At 68.9% G+C, this 17,763-nt stretch carries 15 protein-coding genes; 3 read left to right on the plus strand and 12 right to left on the minus strand.

The window, feature by feature from the left end:
• Positions 1-79 precede the first annotated feature (79 nt).
• Genes AB0K52_RS06430 through AB0K52_RS06445 form a run of 4 tightly spaced genes read right to left on the minus strand, consistent with a single transcriptional unit; the run spans position 80 to position 3,915 of the window.
• The gene (locus AB0K52_RS06430) at positions 80-1,480 is read right to left on the minus strand and encodes a hypothetical protein (protein ID WP_363526975.1); all 1,401 of its coding nucleotides are present in this window, start codon (positions 1,478-1,480) and stop codon (positions 80-82) included.
• A gap of 4 nt (positions 1,481-1,484) precedes the next feature.
• Positions 1,485-2,063, minus strand: coding sequence for a hypothetical protein (locus tag AB0K52_RS06435; RefSeq protein ID WP_363526978.1), 579 nt, complete (start codon positions 2,061-2,063; stop codon positions 1,485-1,487).
• Positions 2,060-3,214 carry a 5'-methylthioadenosine/S-adenosylhomocysteine nucleosidase gene (locus AB0K52_RS06440; RefSeq protein WP_363526981.1) on the minus strand — a complete coding sequence of 385 codons (1,155 nt, stop codon included), beginning with the start codon at positions 3,212-3,214 and terminating at the stop codon, positions 2,060-2,062. Before AB0K52_RS06440 ends, AB0K52_RS06435 begins: the two co-directional genes overlap by 4 nt.
• On the minus strand, positions 3,211-3,915 hold the full coding sequence (locus AB0K52_RS06445; RefSeq protein ID WP_363527238.1) for an NUDIX domain-containing protein: 705 nt from the start codon (positions 3,913-3,915) through the stop codon (positions 3,211-3,213). Before AB0K52_RS06445 ends, AB0K52_RS06440 begins: the two co-directional genes overlap by 4 nt.
• Positions 3,916-4,257: 342 nt before the next feature.
• Between AB0K52_RS06445 and AB0K52_RS06450 the strand changes: the two genes are divergently transcribed.
• Entirely contained in the window at positions 4,258-5,112 is an 855-nt protein-coding gene (locus tag AB0K52_RS06450; RefSeq protein ID WP_363526984.1) for a DUF4062 domain-containing protein, read from the plus strand.
• An 89-nt stretch (positions 5,113-5,201) separates the two neighbouring features.
• Here the strand turns inward: AB0K52_RS06450 and AB0K52_RS06455 are convergent, their stop codons facing one another.
• Positions 5,202-5,366, minus strand: coding sequence for a helix-turn-helix domain-containing protein (locus AB0K52_RS06455; RefSeq protein ID WP_363526987.1), 165 nt, complete (start codon positions 5,364-5,366; stop codon positions 5,202-5,204).
• Between the two features lie 275 nt (positions 5,367-5,641).
• Here AB0K52_RS06455 and AB0K52_RS06460 point away from each other — a divergent pair, with 275 nt between their 5' ends.
• Positions 5,642-5,782 carry a hypothetical protein gene (locus AB0K52_RS06460; RefSeq protein ID WP_363526990.1) on the plus strand — a complete coding sequence of 47 codons (141 nt, stop codon included), beginning with the start codon at positions 5,642-5,644 and terminating at the stop codon, positions 5,780-5,782.
• 387 nt (positions 5,783-6,169) lie between these two features.
• Here AB0K52_RS06460 and AB0K52_RS06465 read toward each other — a convergent pair whose 3' ends face one another.
• The 6 genes from AB0K52_RS06465 to AB0K52_RS06490 all read right to left on the minus strand — a co-directional run bounded on the left by AB0K52_RS06465 (position 6,170) and on the right by AB0K52_RS06490 (position 14,048).
• Entirely contained in the window at positions 6,170-7,276 is a 1,107-nt protein-coding gene (locus AB0K52_RS06465) for a sulfite oxidase (protein ID WP_363526993.1), read from the minus strand.
• 89 nt (positions 7,277-7,365) lie between these two features.
• Positions 7,366-9,885, minus strand: coding sequence for a glycoside hydrolase family 2 protein (locus AB0K52_RS06470; protein WP_363526995.1), 2,520 nt, complete (start codon positions 9,883-9,885; stop codon positions 7,366-7,368).
• 39 nt (positions 9,886-9,924) lie between these two features.
• Positions 9,925-10,851: a BadF/BadG/BcrA/BcrD ATPase family protein gene (locus tag AB0K52_RS06475; RefSeq protein WP_363526998.1), complete on the minus strand. Its 927-nt coding sequence runs from the start codon at positions 10,849-10,851 to the stop codon at positions 9,925-9,927.
• 31 nt (positions 10,852-10,882) lie between these two features.
• Positions 10,883-11,743, minus strand: a complete 861-nt coding sequence (locus AB0K52_RS06480; protein ID WP_363527001.1) for a carbohydrate ABC transporter permease — start codon at positions 11,741-11,743, stop codon at positions 10,883-10,885.
• On the minus strand, positions 11,740-12,714 hold the full coding sequence (locus tag AB0K52_RS06485) for a sugar ABC transporter permease (protein ID WP_363527004.1): 975 nt from the start codon (positions 12,712-12,714) through the stop codon (positions 11,740-11,742). Before AB0K52_RS06485 ends, AB0K52_RS06480 begins: the two co-directional genes overlap by 4 nt.
• A gap of 14 nt (positions 12,715-12,728) precedes the next feature.
• A complete protein-coding gene (locus AB0K52_RS06490) occupies positions 12,729-14,048 on the minus strand; it encodes an ABC transporter substrate-binding protein (protein ID WP_363527007.1) in 1,320 nt (439 codons plus the stop codon).
• A gap of 273 nt (positions 14,049-14,321) precedes the next feature.
• Between AB0K52_RS06490 and AB0K52_RS06495 the strand changes: the two genes are divergently transcribed.
• A complete protein-coding gene (locus AB0K52_RS06495) occupies positions 14,322-15,338 on the plus strand; it encodes a LacI family DNA-binding transcriptional regulator (RefSeq protein ID WP_363527009.1) in 1,017 nt (338 codons plus the stop codon).
• Between the two features lie 40 nt (positions 15,339-15,378).
• Here AB0K52_RS06495 and katG read toward each other — a convergent pair whose 3' ends face one another.
• Positions 15,379-17,589 (minus strand): catalase/peroxidase HPI, encoded by a 2,211-nt coding sequence (gene katG, locus AB0K52_RS06500; RefSeq protein WP_363527012.1) that lies wholly within the window; start codon positions 17,587-17,589, stop codon positions 15,379-15,381.
• Positions 17,590-17,763 lie beyond the last annotated feature (174 nt).

Consider the following 17,763-nt stretch of genomic DNA (forward strand, 5'->3'; position numbering starts at 1 on the left):
GAGCGGGCGCTGGTCGAAACAGCGTCTGTCTTGTGGCGCAGGCGAAGCGAGATCACCGGCCGCCTCAGCCAGTAGGAGATCAGTCCGATGTTTTCGCCGAGCTCTTGTCCCGGTCGATCCATTCCTTGCCTTCCGCTGCGATCCCTTCGAGGATGCGCAGGGCTTGGACGAAGCCTGCGGCGGAGAGGTTGATGTCCAGGAGATGGTCGGCCCAGCCAGTTCCGTATTGTTCGGCGTCTTCCGCTTCGGTGACGTAGAGCTCTCTGGTGGGGCCGTTCGTTAGCGTCAGCCGCAGGGTGCGACTCCCGCCAGGGCCTTCGCTCACTTCGACGGAGGAGACGGCATCGAACCGGAAGTTATTGCGTTCCTGCCCCTGGAACACAGCATGCTCGAAGTCCAGTGTGGAGGATACTTCTCGGACGCCGTCGTCGGTGATGAGGAACAGCATCAGGTCGTAGGAGGAGTATCTCCAGGGGCCCGCGGGGTCCCGGTGGCGCTTCCTATAGGGGTTGGGCCCCTGGAACACCGCGCGGGCGATCACGTCGCGCCATGCGAGCCGGTAGTGGAGCAGGGCGGCATCGATGAGCATGGTCGTGTCGCAGTACAGCCAGGTCTCCATTTCGGTTTCGCTCGGCCGGGTTTCCTCCAGTCGCTGCTTCCACCTCCGGTAGGCCTTCATCCGGTCCTCGTACTGTTCCTCGGCCTCTGCCTGATCGGCACCGGCCCTGCGCAGCTCGCTCCAGATGTGCCACCACCTCCGCACGGCAAATGGGCTGACTACTGCGGCGACGATGAGGGCGGCCCATGCCCGCAACATGTCGGTATGCACCGCTGCGGCGATGAACGGGGCGGTAGCAGCCGGCACGAGCGCCAGCGACAGCAGACACCGAGCCTTGGTGAGAGGATCGACGCGGTATTTGGTCTGGTAGTCGTAGAGACTGCCGTCCCTCAATCGCCGTCTGACCTCTCGCGCGAGATAGCCGATAAGCCAGTTCAACCCGCCGATGCCGACGGTGCTCTCACGGTAGATTTCGCAGATCTCGTCGCGCAGGAACCCGCGGATGCTGCGGGTCCTGATCATCCATTCCCTGGCGTCGACCTCTTCGGGTCGGTACTTGTGGAAGTACTTCTTGAATGAATTGGTTACCTGGGTCGCGAACCCCTCTCCGGTGTTCCTTCCGTTCGAGGAGTACGTGTAGAGGCGGTAGTTTTCCGCCTTGATGCGATTGCTCCGGTATCGCCACTCGAACGCGTCGCGGAGGCCGAAGAAGCCGGCGACAGCCGCGAGCAGGTAGCCCAGTATCGGAGCCCATGCCGCGCTGCTCAGAGCGAGCCATGCCAGGTAGGTTACGGCGATTGTGAACGCTGCGCCGGTCCCGATCGCACGAATCAGATCGATGAGGAAGATCTGCGGGGGCAGCGTAGGGCGGACGCGGGGTCTGATCGGTTCCGGATGGAAGTACGCCCAGACCCGGTTCATCCGGTCATGGTCGAATCGGGCCAGTCGCTGCCAGTTCCTTCCGCTGCGCCCACAGCTGATCCTTGGTCGCACCCGAAAGCAACTCGCTGAGGTGGCGGTCGATCTCAGCTCGCAGCGACGCGGGCAGCGCCAGGATGTTCTTCTCGGCGATTTTCGCGTCGCCTCCAGTGCCCTTGTGATGGCACAGCAGCTGCCAGATCGCTTCCAGAGCGCTCTTGTGGTCGCTCTCGGCGTAGCGGTTCAAGTCAGAGGCGATGACGTCGAGGCTCTCGCGCTCTGGGCGAGAAAGATCCCGATACGAGCGCTTGCTGAGCATCGCCAGCGTCCAGTGGTACCGGACCTCGGCATTATTCAGGCGCTCGGCAATGGCGGCGCCGATCCATTCCACTGCTTTGAGCGGGACGCCGTCTTGGAGGTATTGGAGGCCGACGCGATACTTCTTTCCGGGCGGATCGCTCGCGAGGACTTGGTAGACGGTGGAGTTGGTGATCGTGCTGGCCTGCATGCCGACCGTGGTTCCGGCGGCCGCGGAGTTGTGGGTCGTGGCGTGTTTCGGGGGCAGTTGAGGGGTGCGACTGTTCATGACAACCCGTTCACCGCCGCGATCACGACCGCGATTTTCGCGGCCAGGTCGGCGGTATCGGCCACCAGGCCCCGGAGTCGCTTGAGCGCCAGGACCGATTTCTTCGTGCTCTGCTCGCCGGGTTCACGCAAGGCGGTCTCGGCGGTGTCGAGTTCGCCCTGCGCCGCCTCGTACGTGTCGTCGTCGATGGTGCCGTCGGCGTGATGCCGAGTGATGCTCCTTCGCAGCGCGGCCACCGCCGAAGCGAGGTCGCCGCCCGTGCCTGCCGTCGGTGCTGTGCTCATCCAGACGGTGCAGCCGGCGACACTGCCCCCTTGGATGCCCACTTGCCCGGAGGCCACGTTGATCACGGTGTCGCCTGTGGAGCGGGGCTTGGGGTTGTCGGATGCCATGGACGTCTCCTTTGCTTCGATGTTGATCTCTTCCGCCAGGCGCAGGGCGAAGGCTGCGGCGTTGGCAGCGGCTCGCGGCTGCCAGGCGCCGTCCCTGCTGGCGTTCTTGCTGCCGTTGGCCATGTCGCTGATGCCGCGCACGATCGCGACCGGGGCGTTGTTGAGATGCCCGGCCTGGGCGACTCCGGCGGCCTCCATCTCGATGGCGGTTGCGTCGTTGTAGTGCTCGCGAATCCACTTCGCTTCCACGGAGATCCGCGAGTTCTGCACCACTTCGCCGGCCGCGATCGGGCCGAAGAGGACCTTCGGCGGCTCGGTCTCCGGTGGCAGCCGTTTCGCCCAGTCGCCGTTGCGCGCCAGATGGTGGGCGAGCTGGCTGATGCCATGCGGGGCTTCCCAAGCCCGGGGCCGCGCCTTGAGGCCGTCGTTGTTGCTGGTGCCGCCGTGGTAGGCGTACACCCGCGAGGCCACGACAACATCGCCGAGACTTATCGAGTCCCAGAGGGCGCCGGCCACCCCGACGAACAGCACCGCCTTGGGCGTGAACGCCTGGACCGCCCGCTCGGCCAGTACCGCGGCGGCGTGATTGCCTACGCCGGTGAGCCCGAGCGCGATGCGGCACTTCGAGTCGCGGACGGTGCCGACTTCGAACCGGGTGCCCGCGCCATGGCGGCGAACCTCAGTGTCGACCAGGTGCTGTCGGACGGCTTCGTACTCGAGATCCAGCGCCGTCAGCACGACGATATCGGGATCGGTCATTGGTCAACTCCAGGTGAAGTCGCGGGTTGAGGACGGGTAAGCGGGGGATGCAGCGCTTGAGCGGGTCCGGCGCGATACATCCTCGCGGGGCGGCCCTTGCGTACTCGGGGATCTGAACCCGCAGACTCGATGAAGCCTGGTACCCGCTGGACCTTGCGGTAGAAGTTACGCAAATCGAGGTCGACCCCCCATACCGCCTCGTACACCTGCTGCAACTCCGCGATCGTGAACGTCGCACCGCAGAACGCCGTCGCCAGCGGCGTGCGCTCCAACTTCTCTCGGGCGCGCTCGACGGCGTCGGTGAGGATCTGCAAGTGGTCGAACGCCAAGCGCACCTGCCCGGAAAGGACCTGCTCCACCGAGATCCAAGCTGCACCTGAGGCGTCGGTCCCGGCGACCGGCTCTGGAATCCCAGGCGCGATCGCCAGGTACGCCACCGACACCACTCGCCCGCGGGGATCGCGTCCTGGTGCGCCGTAGATGCCGAGCTGTTCGATGTGTAGCTGCGCGCCATCGAGGTCCGCCTCTTCTTGGAGCTCCCGTAGCGCGGCGTCGTAGAGGTCTTCGCCTGCGTTATTGAGGAACCCCCCGGGCAGTGCCTGGCTTCCCTTGAACGGGTCGATCCCGCGCTCGATCAGCAGGACATCGAACGTCGAACCGTGCAAGGTCAAGATCACGAGGTCGACCGTCATCAGGACCATCGGCGGCGACCAGTGCTCATCGGCGTGCGGCACAGGTGAACTCCTTTTTTTATTGTCCAAGTGACAGTAATTCTAGAGCATCAAGCGCCGTAAGACAATCCCTAATCTTGCCCGCGCCGAGGCCATCTCTACCCAACCGCCAGACGACATTCCGGCCGTCACCACGACCACGAGCCTGACTTTGGCGGCTTGGGTCGATGAACACGGTGGAGACGTGCTTGGTTGGTGGTCGGCTGTTCGTTTATCGTTCCTCTCGCACGGCCGAGCCGAAACGCCGCCCGGCCTCGGATACCCGCCCCTTACGTCGACGTTATGTCCGTGCCTGGCCGTATCGTGGTTGCCATGACCTACGTTGCGAATGTTCTGCGCGTGATGATCGCGTCCCCGTCCGACATCACTGATGCTCGGGACGCGGTCGAGGCCGCGATCTACGGATGGAACGACGCGAACGCCAAGAACAAGCAGGTCATTCTTCAGCCGTGGCGGTGGGAGACATCGTCTGTGCCTCAGCTCGGTGACCATCCCCAGGCGCTCATCAATGCTCAGGGGGTGGATGACTCCGATGTAGTCTTCGGACTGTTCGGCAGTCGGCTCGGCTCTCCCACACCAAGCGCGGTGTCTGGGACGGTTGAGGAGATCGAACGTGCTGTCACGCAAGGAAAGCCCGTTCACCTCTACTTCTCAACAGCGCCGCTGCCAAACGACGTCGACACGGATCAGTTGGAAGGTCTCCGAGCGTTCAAGAAGCAGATTCAGGACCGAGGTCTTCTCGGTGAGTTCAGCAATGTATCCCAACTCCAACATGAGGTCTGGAAGGCCATCGAGTTCGACATCGCGAACCTTGACCTCGGTGCGCCGGTGCTGAACCGTTCGACTCCCGGAGTGCGGTTCCAGGTGCAGCCTCAACAGGAACGCGAGATCAGGGATTACGACAAGAAGGGCAAGCCGCGGTACAGAACCCGGCATTGGATCGACGTTACGAACATCGGCGACGAGGACGCGCAGGAGGTCACCTTCGACTCCAGTGAGAATTCGCGCATGTTCGTCTTCAACGACTCCACACCTACCGTTGTCCACGCAGGTCAGACCCGTCGCGTCAATGTCGAGTACACGTTCAACGGCGGCGAGAGCGGCATTCTGCGAATCCGCTGGCTGGAAGACGGCGAGGCGAAGCAAGACGAGTTCCACGTCAGTTGACGCTGTTTTGAACCGCCGCAGGCCAGCGCCAACCTCGGTGATCGTGACCGGTGTCGAGCCGGGTGGCTTTACTCTGCGCCTTTGCAACCTCAGCCATGATCGCGGAGGACTCGTTGGATGCTGCTGACGCTGATGTTGAACTTGGCGGCCAGGTCCTTCTGGATGGTTCCGGCGGCGTAGAGGCGGATGATCGTGTCGATGTCTTCCGAGGTCAGGCGGTCGTAGAGTCGCCATGGGCGTGTGGGGCCTGCCACGACTGCTGTACTAGAGTCATCCAAGCGAGTCACCGCCGGGCCCGGTGCGGCCGGTTTTGCCGCCGGGGCCGCCAATAGGGCCGCTAGGCGCGAAACCAGGGCCGTGACCTGCGGTGTCGGGTTCAGGTAGGCCGTGGAGACGTGCACCGACCAACCCTCTTAAGCGAACCCGGTAGGCCTACCGGGTTCGCGCGCTTCCGGATTCGAGAAGAGGCCCTGAGTACCGGGTTGGCAAACTGACGCGGAACATCGCCCGACGGCTGCTCCCGAAACTCGTGCAGAAATCCGCTGCGCTTGGTGTGGAGGCCGATACGCTGCAGTTCGCGATCTGCGCTCGGGAGACGGTGACAGGAGCAGCCGAAGGGACCTTCACGGTGACGGCGGCCGACATCTTCACCCAGGACGCCGAGCGGTAGCGGGTTTCGTCGGTCATTCCTCCGGGCCGTCGGCTCGGAGCCTGCGGTCGATCTCGGCCGTGTCAGGCGCTTCGGGCAGATAGTGGGCGCGGTCGTGTTCGCTGACGTGTTCGAGTGCTTCCGGCGTGATCGGGGTGGGCGGTGTCGGCGAGGGCGTCGCGCAGCCACTGGTAGCGGCCAGATCCCGCCGCAGTCCTCGGGGGGAGCGGCGAGCACGGCCTTGAACCAGGCGAGTCACCGCCGGGCCCGGTGCGGCCGGTTTGGCGGGCGGGGCCGCCAATAGGGCTGCTTGGCGCGAAACCAGGGCCGTGACCTGAGGTGACGGGTCTGGATACGCCGTGGAGACGTGCCTCGAGAGGCCCCGATCGATCGGGGCCTTTTCTGGTTTCAGGGGCCGGTGCAGTGGACCGGGACGCGTTGGACGAGGTTGTTGGCGAAGCCGCCGCGGTTCCATGGCTGCGTGAGGGGTTGGGTGCGGCCCTCGGCGTCGGTGGCGCGGGCGCACAGGACGTGGGTGCCGAGGGCGGCGGTCCAGGTGAAGTGCCAGCGGCGCCAGGCCCAGCGGTGGTCGTCGGATGCATCGAGGGCGGCCGGATGCCAGGTGCGGCCGTCGTCGGTGCTGACGTCGACGGCGGTGACGGGCGCGTGGCCGGACCAGGCGCGCCCCTCGAGCGTGTGGTCGCCGGGGCGGACGACGCGGGCGCGGGACATGAAGTCGGGGAAGCCGGGCGGGACCATGAGAGCGCGCGGGGCGATGCGGGTGACGGGCTCGCCCGGTTCGTCGGGCTCCTGCCGGAGGCGGTAGGCGGTGGCCTGCTGGAAGCCCGTGAAGGGCGCGGCGGCGATGGTGATGTCGCGCAGCCATTTGACGTGGGCCATGCCGTACCAGCCGGGGACGACGAGGCGGAGCGGGCGGCCGTGCTGGGGCGGGAGCGGGGCGCCGTTCATGGCGTAGGCGACCAGGATCTCCTCGGCGGTGGCCGTCTCGATGGGGAGGGCGCGCTGGTAGTCCTGTTCGACGCCGCGCTCGATGCCGTGGTCGGCGCCGGTGAAGACCGCGTCGACGGCGCCGTCCCGCACGCCGGCCTCGGCGAGCAGCGCCCACAGCGGCACGCCGGTCCAGTCGGCGGTGCCGACCGCTTCGACGAGCCAGGGCTGGCTCACCGGGCGGGGCGAGAGGAGGGCGCGGCCGTTCCCGGCGCATTCCATGGTGACCCGGGTGGTGACGGCCGGGTAGGAGCGCAGCTCGTCCATATCCAGTCGGAGCGGGCGCTCGACGTGGCCGCCGATGGTGAGCGCCCAGTCGGCGTCCTCTGCGTACGGGATGTCGTAATGGGTGAGGACGTAGTGCAGGCCGGGCGGGGTGAGGTCGTAGCGGAGGGCTTCGAGCGGGAGGCCGTGGTTGCGGGCGGCGAGCGAGAGCTCGTCCCGGCCGATGCCCTCGCCGGGCTCGGCCAGGCGGGCGGGAGTGCTGATGTCCTCGAAGCGGACCACGTGCTGATCGTAACGCCCGGCGGCGGTCGGCAGGCGTGCTCAGCGCAAAGGCCCCGGGGCAGGGGCGATCGCGCTGAGCACGGCCGCGGTCAGAGCAGGTCGTTGGCGCAGCGCACGGCGGCGGCGAACGCGGCCGGGTCGGCGCCCGCGGTCGCGCGGATGCGGATCTCGGCGGTCTCGCCCGCGCGGAGCGTGACCATGCCGCGGTCGGGCCCCGCGCCGGGGTGGACGGTGTCGGCGAGGCAGTGCGCGTCGCGGACGAGCGAGGTCGCGGTGAGGCGCAGCAGGACCGTGTCGCCCTCGCGGACCGCCTCGATGCGCAGCGGCTTCGGGTCGAGGCGCTGGTCGACCACTTCGGCGGCGTACCGGAACGCGGGGGCGAACCCGGAACCGGGCTCGGCGACGGCGACGAGCGCTTCGGTCGCGGCCTCGGTGAAAGCGGCCACGTTCGCGGGCACGGCGACCTGGGCGCTGCCGCGCGCCGGGACGCGCACGTCGAGCACGGCTGCGGCGAGCGCGGTGCCGTCGAAGGTCTCGCGGGTGACGGCGAACGCCCCCGAGTAGTCCTCGGCGGTGTCGTTGACCAGCACGAGCGCGAGGTGGTCCGGCGCGGGTTCGACGCCTTCCCAAGCGCGCTCGCGGGCTTCCTGGGAAGCGCGCGGCTGGATCGTGGCCAGGCGCGGCGCGTACGCGTCGCGCAGGGCGTGCCACATGGGCTTGCGGTGCTCGTTGAAGTCGACCGCGGCCCAGGAGACCACGGGCCAGTTGTCGTTGAGCTGCCACAGGATCGTGCCGGTGTTGTGCGGGGTCAGGGAGCGGCAGTGCTCGACGCCGAAGCGGATCGCGTGGGCCTGGTTGAGCTGGGTGGTCCAGTGCCAGTCCTCGATGGTCCCGGGGTCGGGCAGGTGGCCCTGCCAGCCCCGTTCAAGCTTCGCGTTGCCGAGGTTCGCCTTCTGGTGCACCAGCATCTGCTCGCCGAAGGGGCCGAGTGGTTCGTCGTGCACCACCGAGACGAGGGTCGACCACGCGGGCGGAGCCTGGAAGCCGAACTCGGAGAGGAAGCGCGGCCGGTACTCGGCGTACTTCGTGTAGTCCTCGCGGTTCCACACGTCCCAGATGTGCATGGTGCCGTAGCGCTCGTCGTTGGGGTGGCGGTAGTCGCCGAAGGAGTAGGGGCTCGCGGGCGAGTACGGCCTGGTCGGGTCGAGCTCGGCCAGGATGCGGGGGAGCAGGTCGCGGTAGTAGGCGTCGCCCCAACCGCGCCCGTCGACGCGGTGCGCCCACTCCCAGTCGACCGATCCCCACGTGTTCTCGTTGTTGCCGTTCCAGATCACGAGCGAGGGGTGGGCGCTGAGCCGGGTGACGTTCTCGCGCACCTCGGCCTCCACTTCGGACCTAGTCCGCTCGTCCTCGCTGTAGGCGGCGCAGGCGAACGGGAAGTCCTGCCAGACGAGGAGGCCGAGTTCGTCGGCGAGGTCGTAGAAGTCCTCGTTCTCGTAGATCCCGCCGCCCCACACGCGCAGCAGGTTCATGTTGGCCTCCAAGGCGTCCGCGAAGCGGCGCGCGTACCGGTCGCGGTCGATCTCGGTGAGGAAGGCGTGGTCGGGGATCCAGTTCGCGCCGCGCACGAGGATGCGCTCCCCGTTGACCTTGAGGAGGAACGGCGCTCCGGCCTCGTCGGGCTCGGTGTCGAGCTCGACGGTGCGGAAGCCCACCCGGCCCGTCCAGACCGCTTCGCCCGCGGCCACTTCGACGCCGTAGAGCGGCTGGTCGCCGTGGCCGACCGGCCACCAGCGCTCGATGTCGGGCACCGTCGCGCGGACCGCGGCCGAGGCCGATCCGGGGGCGGCGGTCCCGTGCGCGGTCACGGTCGCACCGTCCGGGCCCGTCACGGTGAGGGCCAGCGGAACAGGGCCGTCGCCTTGGGCGCGTTCGATGTCGACGCGGGCCTCGAGCACGCCGGCGTCGCCTTCGACGCCGACCAGGGGCCGGACCGAGGCGATGCGCGCGCCCGACCAGGATTCGAGGCCGATGGGCTTCCAGATGCCGGCGCCGGCGACGTCGATGCCCCAGTCCCATCCGAAGGAGCAGGCCATCTTCCGCAGCTGGTTGTACTCGTGGTGGTTGACGCGCGGCAGCGGTCCGTCGCGTTCGGCGCGGGCCTCGGTCTCGGGGACGGGCGCGGCGAACGCCACGGTGAGCGTGTTCGCGCCTTCGCGGAGGGCTTCGCGCACGTCCCAGCGGTACCCGCGGTGCATGTTCTCGGTGCGGCCGATCGCGATCCCGTTGAGCGACACCGTGGCCACGGTGTCGAGGCCGTGGGCGACCAGGTCGTGGCGGGCCGATCCGTCGTCGGCCCAGTCGAAGACGGTCGTGAAGGTCCAGGCGGTGTCGCCGATCCACTGCTGCGCGGCCTCGTTGCCGCCGTCGAACGGGTCGGCGATGAGTCCTGCGCGACGCAGGTCCAGGTGGGCCTCGCCGGGGACGGCGGCGGGGATGCCCGCCGCGAGCGGCGCGGCCACCGTCTCGGGTGCGTCGGCGGCGAGGTCGGCGGCGGTGAGCGTCCATCCCTCGTGGAGTGCGCGGAAGGTCGAAGGCAGGTGGGTCATCGCTGGTCCTCTTGGTGGTCGGGTGTCGGTGGTGGCGGTTCAGGTTCCGGCGGTGGCGATCCGCGCGGCGAGCGCGCTCGTCGCGGCGACCTCGGGGAGCAGTCCCGCGCCGTCGAGCGGGTTCGATTCCCCTACGGCGACATCGGCTCCGGGGTGGTCGGCGCGCACCGCGCGGATGAAGGCCGCGGCCAGCGCCGGGGCGGCGAAGACGCCGCCGATGCCGCGGACGCGGGGCCGCTCGGCGTCGGCCTCGCCGGTGCGGCGCAGGCCGGCGAGGGCCGAGAGCGCGAGTTCGCGGCCCGCGCCGTCGAGGATGGCGGCGGCGACCCGGTCGCCTGCGGCCGCCGCGGCGGTGACGGCGGGGGCGTATCCGGCGGTGCGGCGCACGCGGTCGGGGTCGGCCTGGAGTTCGAGGTAGGCCCGTTCGAGGTCGGGGAAGTCGGCTGCGACGTGGCCGGTGAGCGCGGTCGGGTGGCCGCGGCCGTCGTGGGCGCGCATGACGGCGTCGAGGCCGGCCCGGCCGATCCAGTAGCCGCTGCCGGCGTCGCCGATGAGGTGGCCCCAGCCGTCGACGCGGGCGACTTCGGTGCGGCCCACGGCGAGTGCCACGACGCCGGTGCCGGCGGCGACGACGGCGCCGCGTTCGTCGCCGAGCGCGCCGAGGAACGCCGAGACGGAGTCGTGTGCGATGTGGACGGACCGGACGCCGCCGGGCCGGTACCGCTCGAGGAGTTCGGCGGCTTCGGCGTGCGAGGACTCGAGTCCGGAGACGCCGAGCGCGAGCCGCTCGAAGGTGCGGCCGTCGGCGACGGCCCGGTCGACCACGGCGGCGAGCTGCGGCAGGAGCGGCCCGTCGGTGCGGATGCCGGGCGCCGACCACTCGGCGGCGCGGTCGCCGCTGCGAAGGCGGAGTTTGACACTGGTCTGGCCCGCGTCGATCGCCAGCGTCGCGGCCGCACCGTTCACGGGGCGGTCCTCTCGGTGCGGGGGTCCGCGGTCATTTCACCGCTCCCGACGTGAGGCCCCGGTAGATCCACCGCTGGAGGAACACGAACGCGACGAGGGTGGGGACGATGACGATGAGCGTCCCGGCGGAGATGACCTCCCACTGCGCCCCGAAGGGGCCTTTGAAGCGGAACAGCGACGTGGAGATCATGTCCTGCGAGGGCAGGTACAGGAACGGCGTGTAGAACTCGTTGTAGATCGCGATGCCCTTGATGATCACGACCGTGGCGATGGCCGGGCGCAGCAGCGGCAGCACGATCTTCCAGTAGATCGTCCACCGGTTCGCGCCGTCGATCATCGCGGCCTCGTCGAGGGACGCGGGGATGGCCTGCATGAACTGGATGAACAGGTAGATCGCGATGATGTCGGTGCCCATGAAAAGCAGGACGAGCGCGGCCTTGGTGTCGTAGAGCCCCATGCCGTTGATGACCTGGAAGGTCGCGACCTGGCTGGTCACGCCCGGGATGAGGGTGGCGATGAGGAAGAGCGCGAACACGAGCCGCTTGCCGCGGAACTCGAAGCGGTCGAGGCCGTAGGCCGCCATCGTGCCGATGAGGATCGTGCCGGCGAGTGACACGGCGAGGACGATCCCGGTGTTGACGATGCCTTCGAGCATCTCGCCGCTGTCGAAGGCGGTGGCGAAGTTCGCCAGGTTGAGCCAGTTCGACGGCGGGGTGAGCGCGCCCGTCGAGCCGTACTCCTCGGCCGACTTCAGGCTCGCGAAGAGCACGGTGACGAGCGGCAGGAGCGTGCACGCCGCGGCGATGACGAGGCTGAGGTACTTCGCGGTGCCGGCGGCGGCCCGCCGGGCGGCCCTGGCCTCGGACCGGGGGGCGGTGCGGAGGGCGGTCATGTCAGGTCCACCTTCTCGTCGGGGAAGAGCTTGCGCTGCGCGAAGGTCACGACGAGGACGATCGCGAGGAGGATGACGGCCATCGCGGAGGCGGTGCCGACCTGCCGGTGCGTGAACGCGGTCTGGATGGTCGAGATGACGAACGTGGACGTGCCGTTCGCGCCGCCGGTCATGATGAACGGGATCTCGAAGACGCTGAGCGAGCCCGCGATCGACAGGACGAAGCACAGGCCGATGATGCGGCGGATGCCCGGCAGGATGATCGCCCAGAACTGCTGCCACTTGTTGGCGCCGTCGAGTTCGGCGGCCTCGTAGACGTCGCTGGGGATGGACTGGATCGCGCCGAGGAACAGCACGAAGTTCATGCCCATGTACCGCCAGATGCTGGTGCCCGCGAGGGACCAGTTCGCGATGTCGGGGTCGCCGATCCACTGGGGAGGGTCGGCGAGGCCGAACCACGACAGGACCGTGTCGAGGGTCCCGTCCGGCTGGAACAGGTACAGGAACACGAACCCGATGGCGACGCCGTTGATGAGGTAGGGGAAGAACAGCACGCCGCGGAAGAAGTCGCGGAACCGGGTGTTGAAGCTCAGGATCGTGGCGAAGTACAGCGCGAGCCCGATCTGGAGGAACGAGGCGGCGAAGTAGTAGAGGCTGACGTAGAAGACCTCGAAGATGCGCGGGTCGGTGAAGACCTGCACGTAGTTGTCGACGCCCACGTAGTCGAGGTCCTGGTCGAGCCCGTCCCAGTCGGTGACGCTGAAGTACAGCAGGTTCGCCGCGGGCCAGTAGGTGAACAGGAGGAGCAGCGCGACCGCGGCCGCGATGAACAGGTACGGCGTGAGCCCGCGCCGCGTCTGCCTCCAGGACCGCCGCCGGGCGGCCCCGGAGGGCCGCGCGGGGCGGCCCTCCGGGTGGAGGCGGTCGGCGCTGGTGTCCGCGGTGGCGGCACCGGTTGCGTTGATCGCCATGGTGTGTCCCTCGCCTAGCCCGCGACCCGCTCGACCGATTCGCCCCAGCGCTCGTTGAGGTCGGCGAAGACGCTGGCCTTGTCGCCGTCGGCGGCGCCGCGGGCGACGTCGACGAGCTCCTGGCGGTAGATGTTGCCGAACAGGTCGACCTGGGAGTCGCTCGAGACCTCGTTGAGCAGGCCCTCTTCACCGGCGGGGGCGGCGTTCATCTCCATGAGCTGGACGCCGTTCTCCTCGAGGCCGGCCAGGTTCTCGGGCAGCGGGTCGGCCTTCACGGTGGAGATCATGGCCTCGTTCTCGGCGAAGCCGGACTCCTCGATGAACCACTGGATCCAGGCCCAGGCCGCGGCCTTGGACTCGGAGTGGCGGCTGACGGCGAGGTTGTAATCGCCACCGACGACCGCGTACTGCGTGCCGTCGACGTTCGCGGGGAACGCCATGTAGCCGATGTCGTCGGCGGAGGCGCCGTTGGCCTCGGCGGCGGCCTGCATCTGCGAGATCGCCCAGGAGCCGAGGGTCATCGTGGCGATCTTGCCGGTCGCGATGTCGATCTTGGACTGCTCCCAGTTCGTGGTCAGCGGGTCCTCTTCGGTGAGGCCGGCCGCGACCGCGTCGTAGAGCAGGGAGTCGATGGCGTACATGTCCTTGCCCTCGGTCCAGGGCGCGGGGTCCTTCGCCATCTCGCTGGCGGCGTCGGGGTCGGCGGTGACGCCGCCGAGGTTCCCGAAGGACTGGCCGAGGGGCCAGCCGTCCTTGTAGTTGGTGTACATCGGGATCGCGTCGGTCCCGTCCTTGATCTGCTGCAGCGCGGCGAGGAACGCCTCGGGGGTGGTCGGCGGCTCGGTGATCCCGGCCTGCTCGAAGACGCGCTTGTTGTAGAGGACGCCGTTCGCGTTGCCGCCGATGGCGAGCCCGTACTGGGTGCCGTCGTAGGCGGCGCCGTTGAGGAACCGGTAGGTCTGCTCGAACTCGGCCTTCTCGCCGAGCGGTTCGAGGAACTGCTCGAACTGGTCGGGCTGGATCGCGGCCGGGATGCCGATGACGTCGCCGTAGTCGTCGCTGCTGAGGCGGGTGGTCATCTCGCCGGCGTAGTCGGTGATGCCTTCGACTTCGACCGAGACGTCCGGGTACTGCTCTTCGAACGCCGCGATGTACTCGTCGAACTCGCCGTTCTCGACGAGGTCGGTGCGCCAGGTGATGATCTTGAGATCACCCTTCACCTCGCCGTCGATCGTGTTGGAGGGGTCGTCGTCGGCGGTGCCGCCGGTGCAACCGCTCAGGGCGGTCGCGGCGGCGGCGAAGGCCGCGACACCGGCCATTGCCTTCTTGCTCATGTGAGGGACTCCTTCGGGTTCTTCTTTGAACTGCTCCGCGCGGCCGTTCAAGCGGGGCTGGCGAAAGCTTAAGTTCTGAACCGGTTAAGGTCAAGCCCATGGCAACGTTGTCTGGTTATCGAGCCGTGACCTTCTCGCCTGAGACAACGGTGCTGAGCTGGGATTGAGTTGCCTCTCGAGGCAATTCATCCCGGTGGAATTCGTGCGCGTGTCCGACGATGGACACCGCTGAACTTGACCGGGTAAGGTCAGATGCCCGGGAAGGGGGCCGGTATGGCGCTGCAGCAGCGCGCGACGGTCGAGGACGTCGCGAGGCTCGCGGGGGTGAGCTCGAAGACCGTCTCGCGGGTGTTCGGCAACCGGGAGGCCGTCGCGCCCGCGACGGCGGAGCGGGTCCTCGACGCGGCGAAGCGCCTGCGGTTCCGCCCCAACTCGCTCGCCCGGACCCTGCGCCGGGGCGGCGGCTCCGACACGATCGGCTTCGTCATGGGCGAGCTCGGCAACCCCTTCTACTACGGGATCGCCGCCGGCATCGAGCAGGAGGCCTCGCGCCACGGGAACGCGCTCCTCGTCGCCACCACCGCCGACACCCCGGACGGCGAGGAGCGGGTGGTCGACGCCCTCCTCGCGCAGCGCGTCGGCGCGCTCCTGCTGGTGCCCGTGTCCGGCGACCAGTCCTACCTCGAAGGCGAACGGCACCTGGGGACGCCGGTGATCGCCATCGACCGGCCCGCGCACAACCTCGTGGCCGACGCGATCGTCCTCGCCAACCGCAGCGGCGTCTTCGACGCGGCCTCGCGGCTGCTCGCCCTGGGCCACCGCCGCATCGCCTACGTGTGCAACCCCGCCGCGGTCAGCGCCCAGGGCGAGCGGGTCCAGGGGTACCGGGAGGCCATGGCCGCCTACGGCATCGCGGACACCGGCCGCTGGGAGCGGCTCGTCGACGATCCCGCCGCCGCGCCGGAGCGGATCGTCGCGGACCTGCTCGGCGGCGCCGACCCGCCGACCGCGGTCGTCACGGGGAACAACCGGATGACGATCGGCGCGCTGCGCGCCATGCGCGGCATCGAAGGGGACCCGCCCGCGCTCGTCGGTTTCGACGACTTCGACACCGCCGACGTGCTCGGCGTCAGCGTCATCGCCCACGACCCGGTCGAACTCGGCCGGCGCGCGGCCCGCCTCGCGATCGAACGCATCGGCGACCCGCTCGGCTTCACCCGCCGCGTCGAACTGCCGACCCGCTACATCGGGCGCGGCTCCGGGGAGCGCCCGCCCCGCGACCACATGTGAAAGCCCCCGGCGGGCGTCCGCCGGGGGCCTTCCACATGCGCTAGACGTCGAAGCGGTCGAGGTTCATGACCTTGGTCCAGGCCCGGTTGAAGTCCCGGATGAAGTGGGACTCGGCGTCGTCGGCGGCGTACACCTCGGCGACGGCGCGGAGCTCGGCGTTGGAGCCGAAGACGAGGTCCACGCGGGACGCGGTCCAGAGGACCTCGCCGGTGGCCCGGTCGCGGCCCTCGTACATCTGGGCGTCCTGCTCGGTCGGCCGCCATTCGGTGTCGAGCGAGAGCAGGTTCCGGTAGTAGTCGTTGGTGAGCAGCCCCGGCCGGTCCGTGAGGACGCCGACGGGGGAGTCGTTGAAGTTCGCGCCGAGGACGCGCAGGCCGCCGATGAGGACGGTCATCTCCGGGACGCTGAGGCCCAGCAGGTTCGCGCGGTCGACGAGCAGGTACTCGGCGGGAAGCGGGTGCTCCTTGCCGAGGTAGTTGCGGAAGCCGTCCGCGGTCGGTTCGAGCGGCGCGAACGACTCGACGTCGGTCTGCTCCTGCGCGGCGTCGACCCGGCCGGGCGTGAACGCGACCTCGATGTGGTGGCCGGCGGCCTCGGCGGCGCGTTCGATCGCGGCCGTGCCGGCGAGCACGATGAGGTCGGCGAGCGAGACCTGCTTGCCGCGGCCCCGCGCGTTGAACTCCGACTGGATGTACTCGAGCGCGAACAGGACGGCCGCGAGGGACTCGGGCTCGTTGACCTCCCAGTCCTTCTGCGGCTCAAGGCGGATGCGGGCGCCGTTGGCGCCGCCGCGCTTGTCGCTGCCGCGGAACGAGGACGCGGAGGCCCAGGCGGTCGCGATGAGCTGCCGGCTCGAGAGCCCCGACTCGAGGATGCGGTCCTTGAGCGCGGCGATGTCGGCGTCGTCGATCGGCTCGTAGTCCGCGGCCGGGAGCGGGTCCTGCCAGATCAGCTGCTCGGCGGGCACCTCGGGGCCGCGGTAGCGGACGACGGGCCCCAGGTCGCGGTGGGTGAGCTTGAACCAGGCGCGCGCGAACGCGTCCGCGAGCTCGTCCGGGTGCTCGAGGAACCGGCGCGAGATCGCCTCGTAGACCGGGTCGAACCGCAGCGACAGGTCGGTGGTGAGCATCGTCGGCGCGTGCCGCTTCGTCGGATCGTGCGCGTCGGGGACGGTGCCCTCGCCCGCGCCGCCCTTGGGCTGCCACTGGTGCGCGCCGGCAGGGCTCTCCTTGAGCTCCCACTCGTAGCCGAACAGGATCTCCAGGAAGCTGTTGTCCCACTGGGTCGGCGTGTTCGTCCAGATGCCCTCGAGGCCGCTGGTGATGGTGTCGTTGCCCTTGCCGGTGCCGTACGCGTTGGCCCAGCCCAGGCCCTGCGCCTCGAGCGGGGCGGCCTCGGGCTCGGGGCCGAGGTTCGATTCGGGCGCGGCGCCGTGGGTCTTGCCGAAGGTGTGGCCGCCGACGATGAGGGCGACGGTCTCCTCGTCGTTCATCGCCATGCGCCGGAACGTCTCCCGGATGTCGTGGGCCGACTCGACCGGGTCCGGGTTGCCGCCCGTGCCCTGCGGGTTCACGTAGATCAGCCCCATCTGGGAGGCCGCGAACGCGTCCTCGATCCGGCGGTCCTCGCCGCGGCGCTGGTCGTCCAGCCAGTCCGACTCGGGGCCCCAGTAGATGTCCTCGTCGGCCTCCCACACGTCGGCGCGGCCGCCGCCGAACCCGAACGTCTTGAAGCCCATCGACTCCAGCGCCACGTTCCCGGTGAGGATGAGCAGGTCGGCCCAGGAGAGGCTGCGGCCGTACTTCTGCTTGACCGGCCACAGCAGCCGCCGGGCCTTGTCGAGGCTGATGTTGTCGGGCCAGCTGTTGAGCGGCGCGAACCGCTGCTGGCTGGTGCCCGCGCCGCCGCGGCCGTCGCTGATGCGGTACGTGCCCGAGCTGTGCCAGGCCATGCGGATGAACAGCGGCCCGTAGTGCCCGAAGTCGGCGGGCCACCAGTCCTTCGAGTCGGTCATGACCGCTTCGATGTCGCGCTTGACGGCGGGCAGGTCGAGCTTCTCGAACGCCGCGCCGTAGTCGAAGTCCGCGCCGAGGGGGTTGCCGACCGGCGGGTTCTTCGCGAGGAGTTTGAGGTTGAGCCGGTCGGGCCACCAGCCGCGGTTGCCGCCGCCCTGGACGGGCAGCAGCGCGCGGCTGTGCCGCACAGGGCAGCCGCCGGCTTCTTGGTCGGTGCCTTCTTGCTTGGCAGACATGGGAATCCTTCCGCGAGGTCGCTTCGGGGAGCCCGGTGCTCGAGTGAGGGAGCCCCCTCTGAGGTCATACCATGACAATGTCAACCTATGCCGCGAATCGCCGCCGCGTGACGAGAGGCTCCAGGCGATCGCAGGGATGACCCGTTCAGGGGCAAACCGGACATCGATCGTTGT

Origin of the sequence: Glycomyces sp. NPDC049804, from assembly GCF_040674615.1 — a bacterium.
GTDB classification, from domain to species: domain Bacteria; phylum Actinomycetota; class Actinomycetes; order Mycobacteriales; family Micromonosporaceae; genus Glycomyces; species Glycomyces niveus.

Bases quoted from the DNA above. Each gene is read 5' to 3' on its own strand.
- AB0K52_RS06430 (WP_363526975.1), bottom strand. From the start codon at position 1,480: ATGAACCGGGTCTGGGCGTACTTCCATCCGGAACCGATCAGACCCCGC.
- AB0K52_RS06435 (WP_363526978.1), bottom strand. From the start codon at position 2,063: ATGAACAGTCGCACCCCTCAACTGCCCCCGAAACACGCCACGACCCAC.
- AB0K52_RS06440 (WP_363526981.1), bottom strand. From the start codon at position 3,214: ATGACCGATCCCGATATCGTCGTGCTGACGGCGCTGGATCTCGAGTAC.
- AB0K52_RS06445 (WP_363527238.1), bottom strand. From the start codon at position 3,915: ATGGTCCTGATGACGGTCGACCTCGTGATCTTGACCTTGCACGGTTCG.
- AB0K52_RS06450 (WP_363526984.1), top strand. From the start codon at position 4,258: ATGACCTACGTTGCGAATGTTCTGCGCGTGATGATCGCGTCCCCGTCC.
- AB0K52_RS06470 (WP_363526995.1), bottom strand. From the start codon at position 9,885: ATGACCCACCTGCCTTCGACCTTCCGCGCACTCCACGAGGGATGGACG.
- AB0K52_RS06480 (WP_363527001.1), bottom strand. From the start codon at position 11,743: ATGACCGCCCTCCGCACCGCCCCCCGGTCCGAGGCCAGGGCCGCCCGG.
- AB0K52_RS06485 (WP_363527004.1), bottom strand. From the start codon at position 12,714: ATGGCGATCAACGCAACCGGTGCCGCCACCGCGGACACCAGCGCCGAC.
- AB0K52_RS06490 (WP_363527007.1), bottom strand. From the start codon at position 14,048: ATGAGCAAGAAGGCAATGGCCGGTGTCGCGGCCTTCGCCGCCGCCGCG.
- AB0K52_RS06495 (WP_363527009.1), top strand. From the start codon at position 14,322: ATGGCGCTGCAGCAGCGCGCGACGGTCGAGGACGTCGCGAGGCTCGCG.
- katG (WP_363527012.1), bottom strand. From the start codon at position 17,589: ATGTCTGCCAAGCAAGAAGGCACCGACCAAGAAGCCGGCGGCTGCCCT.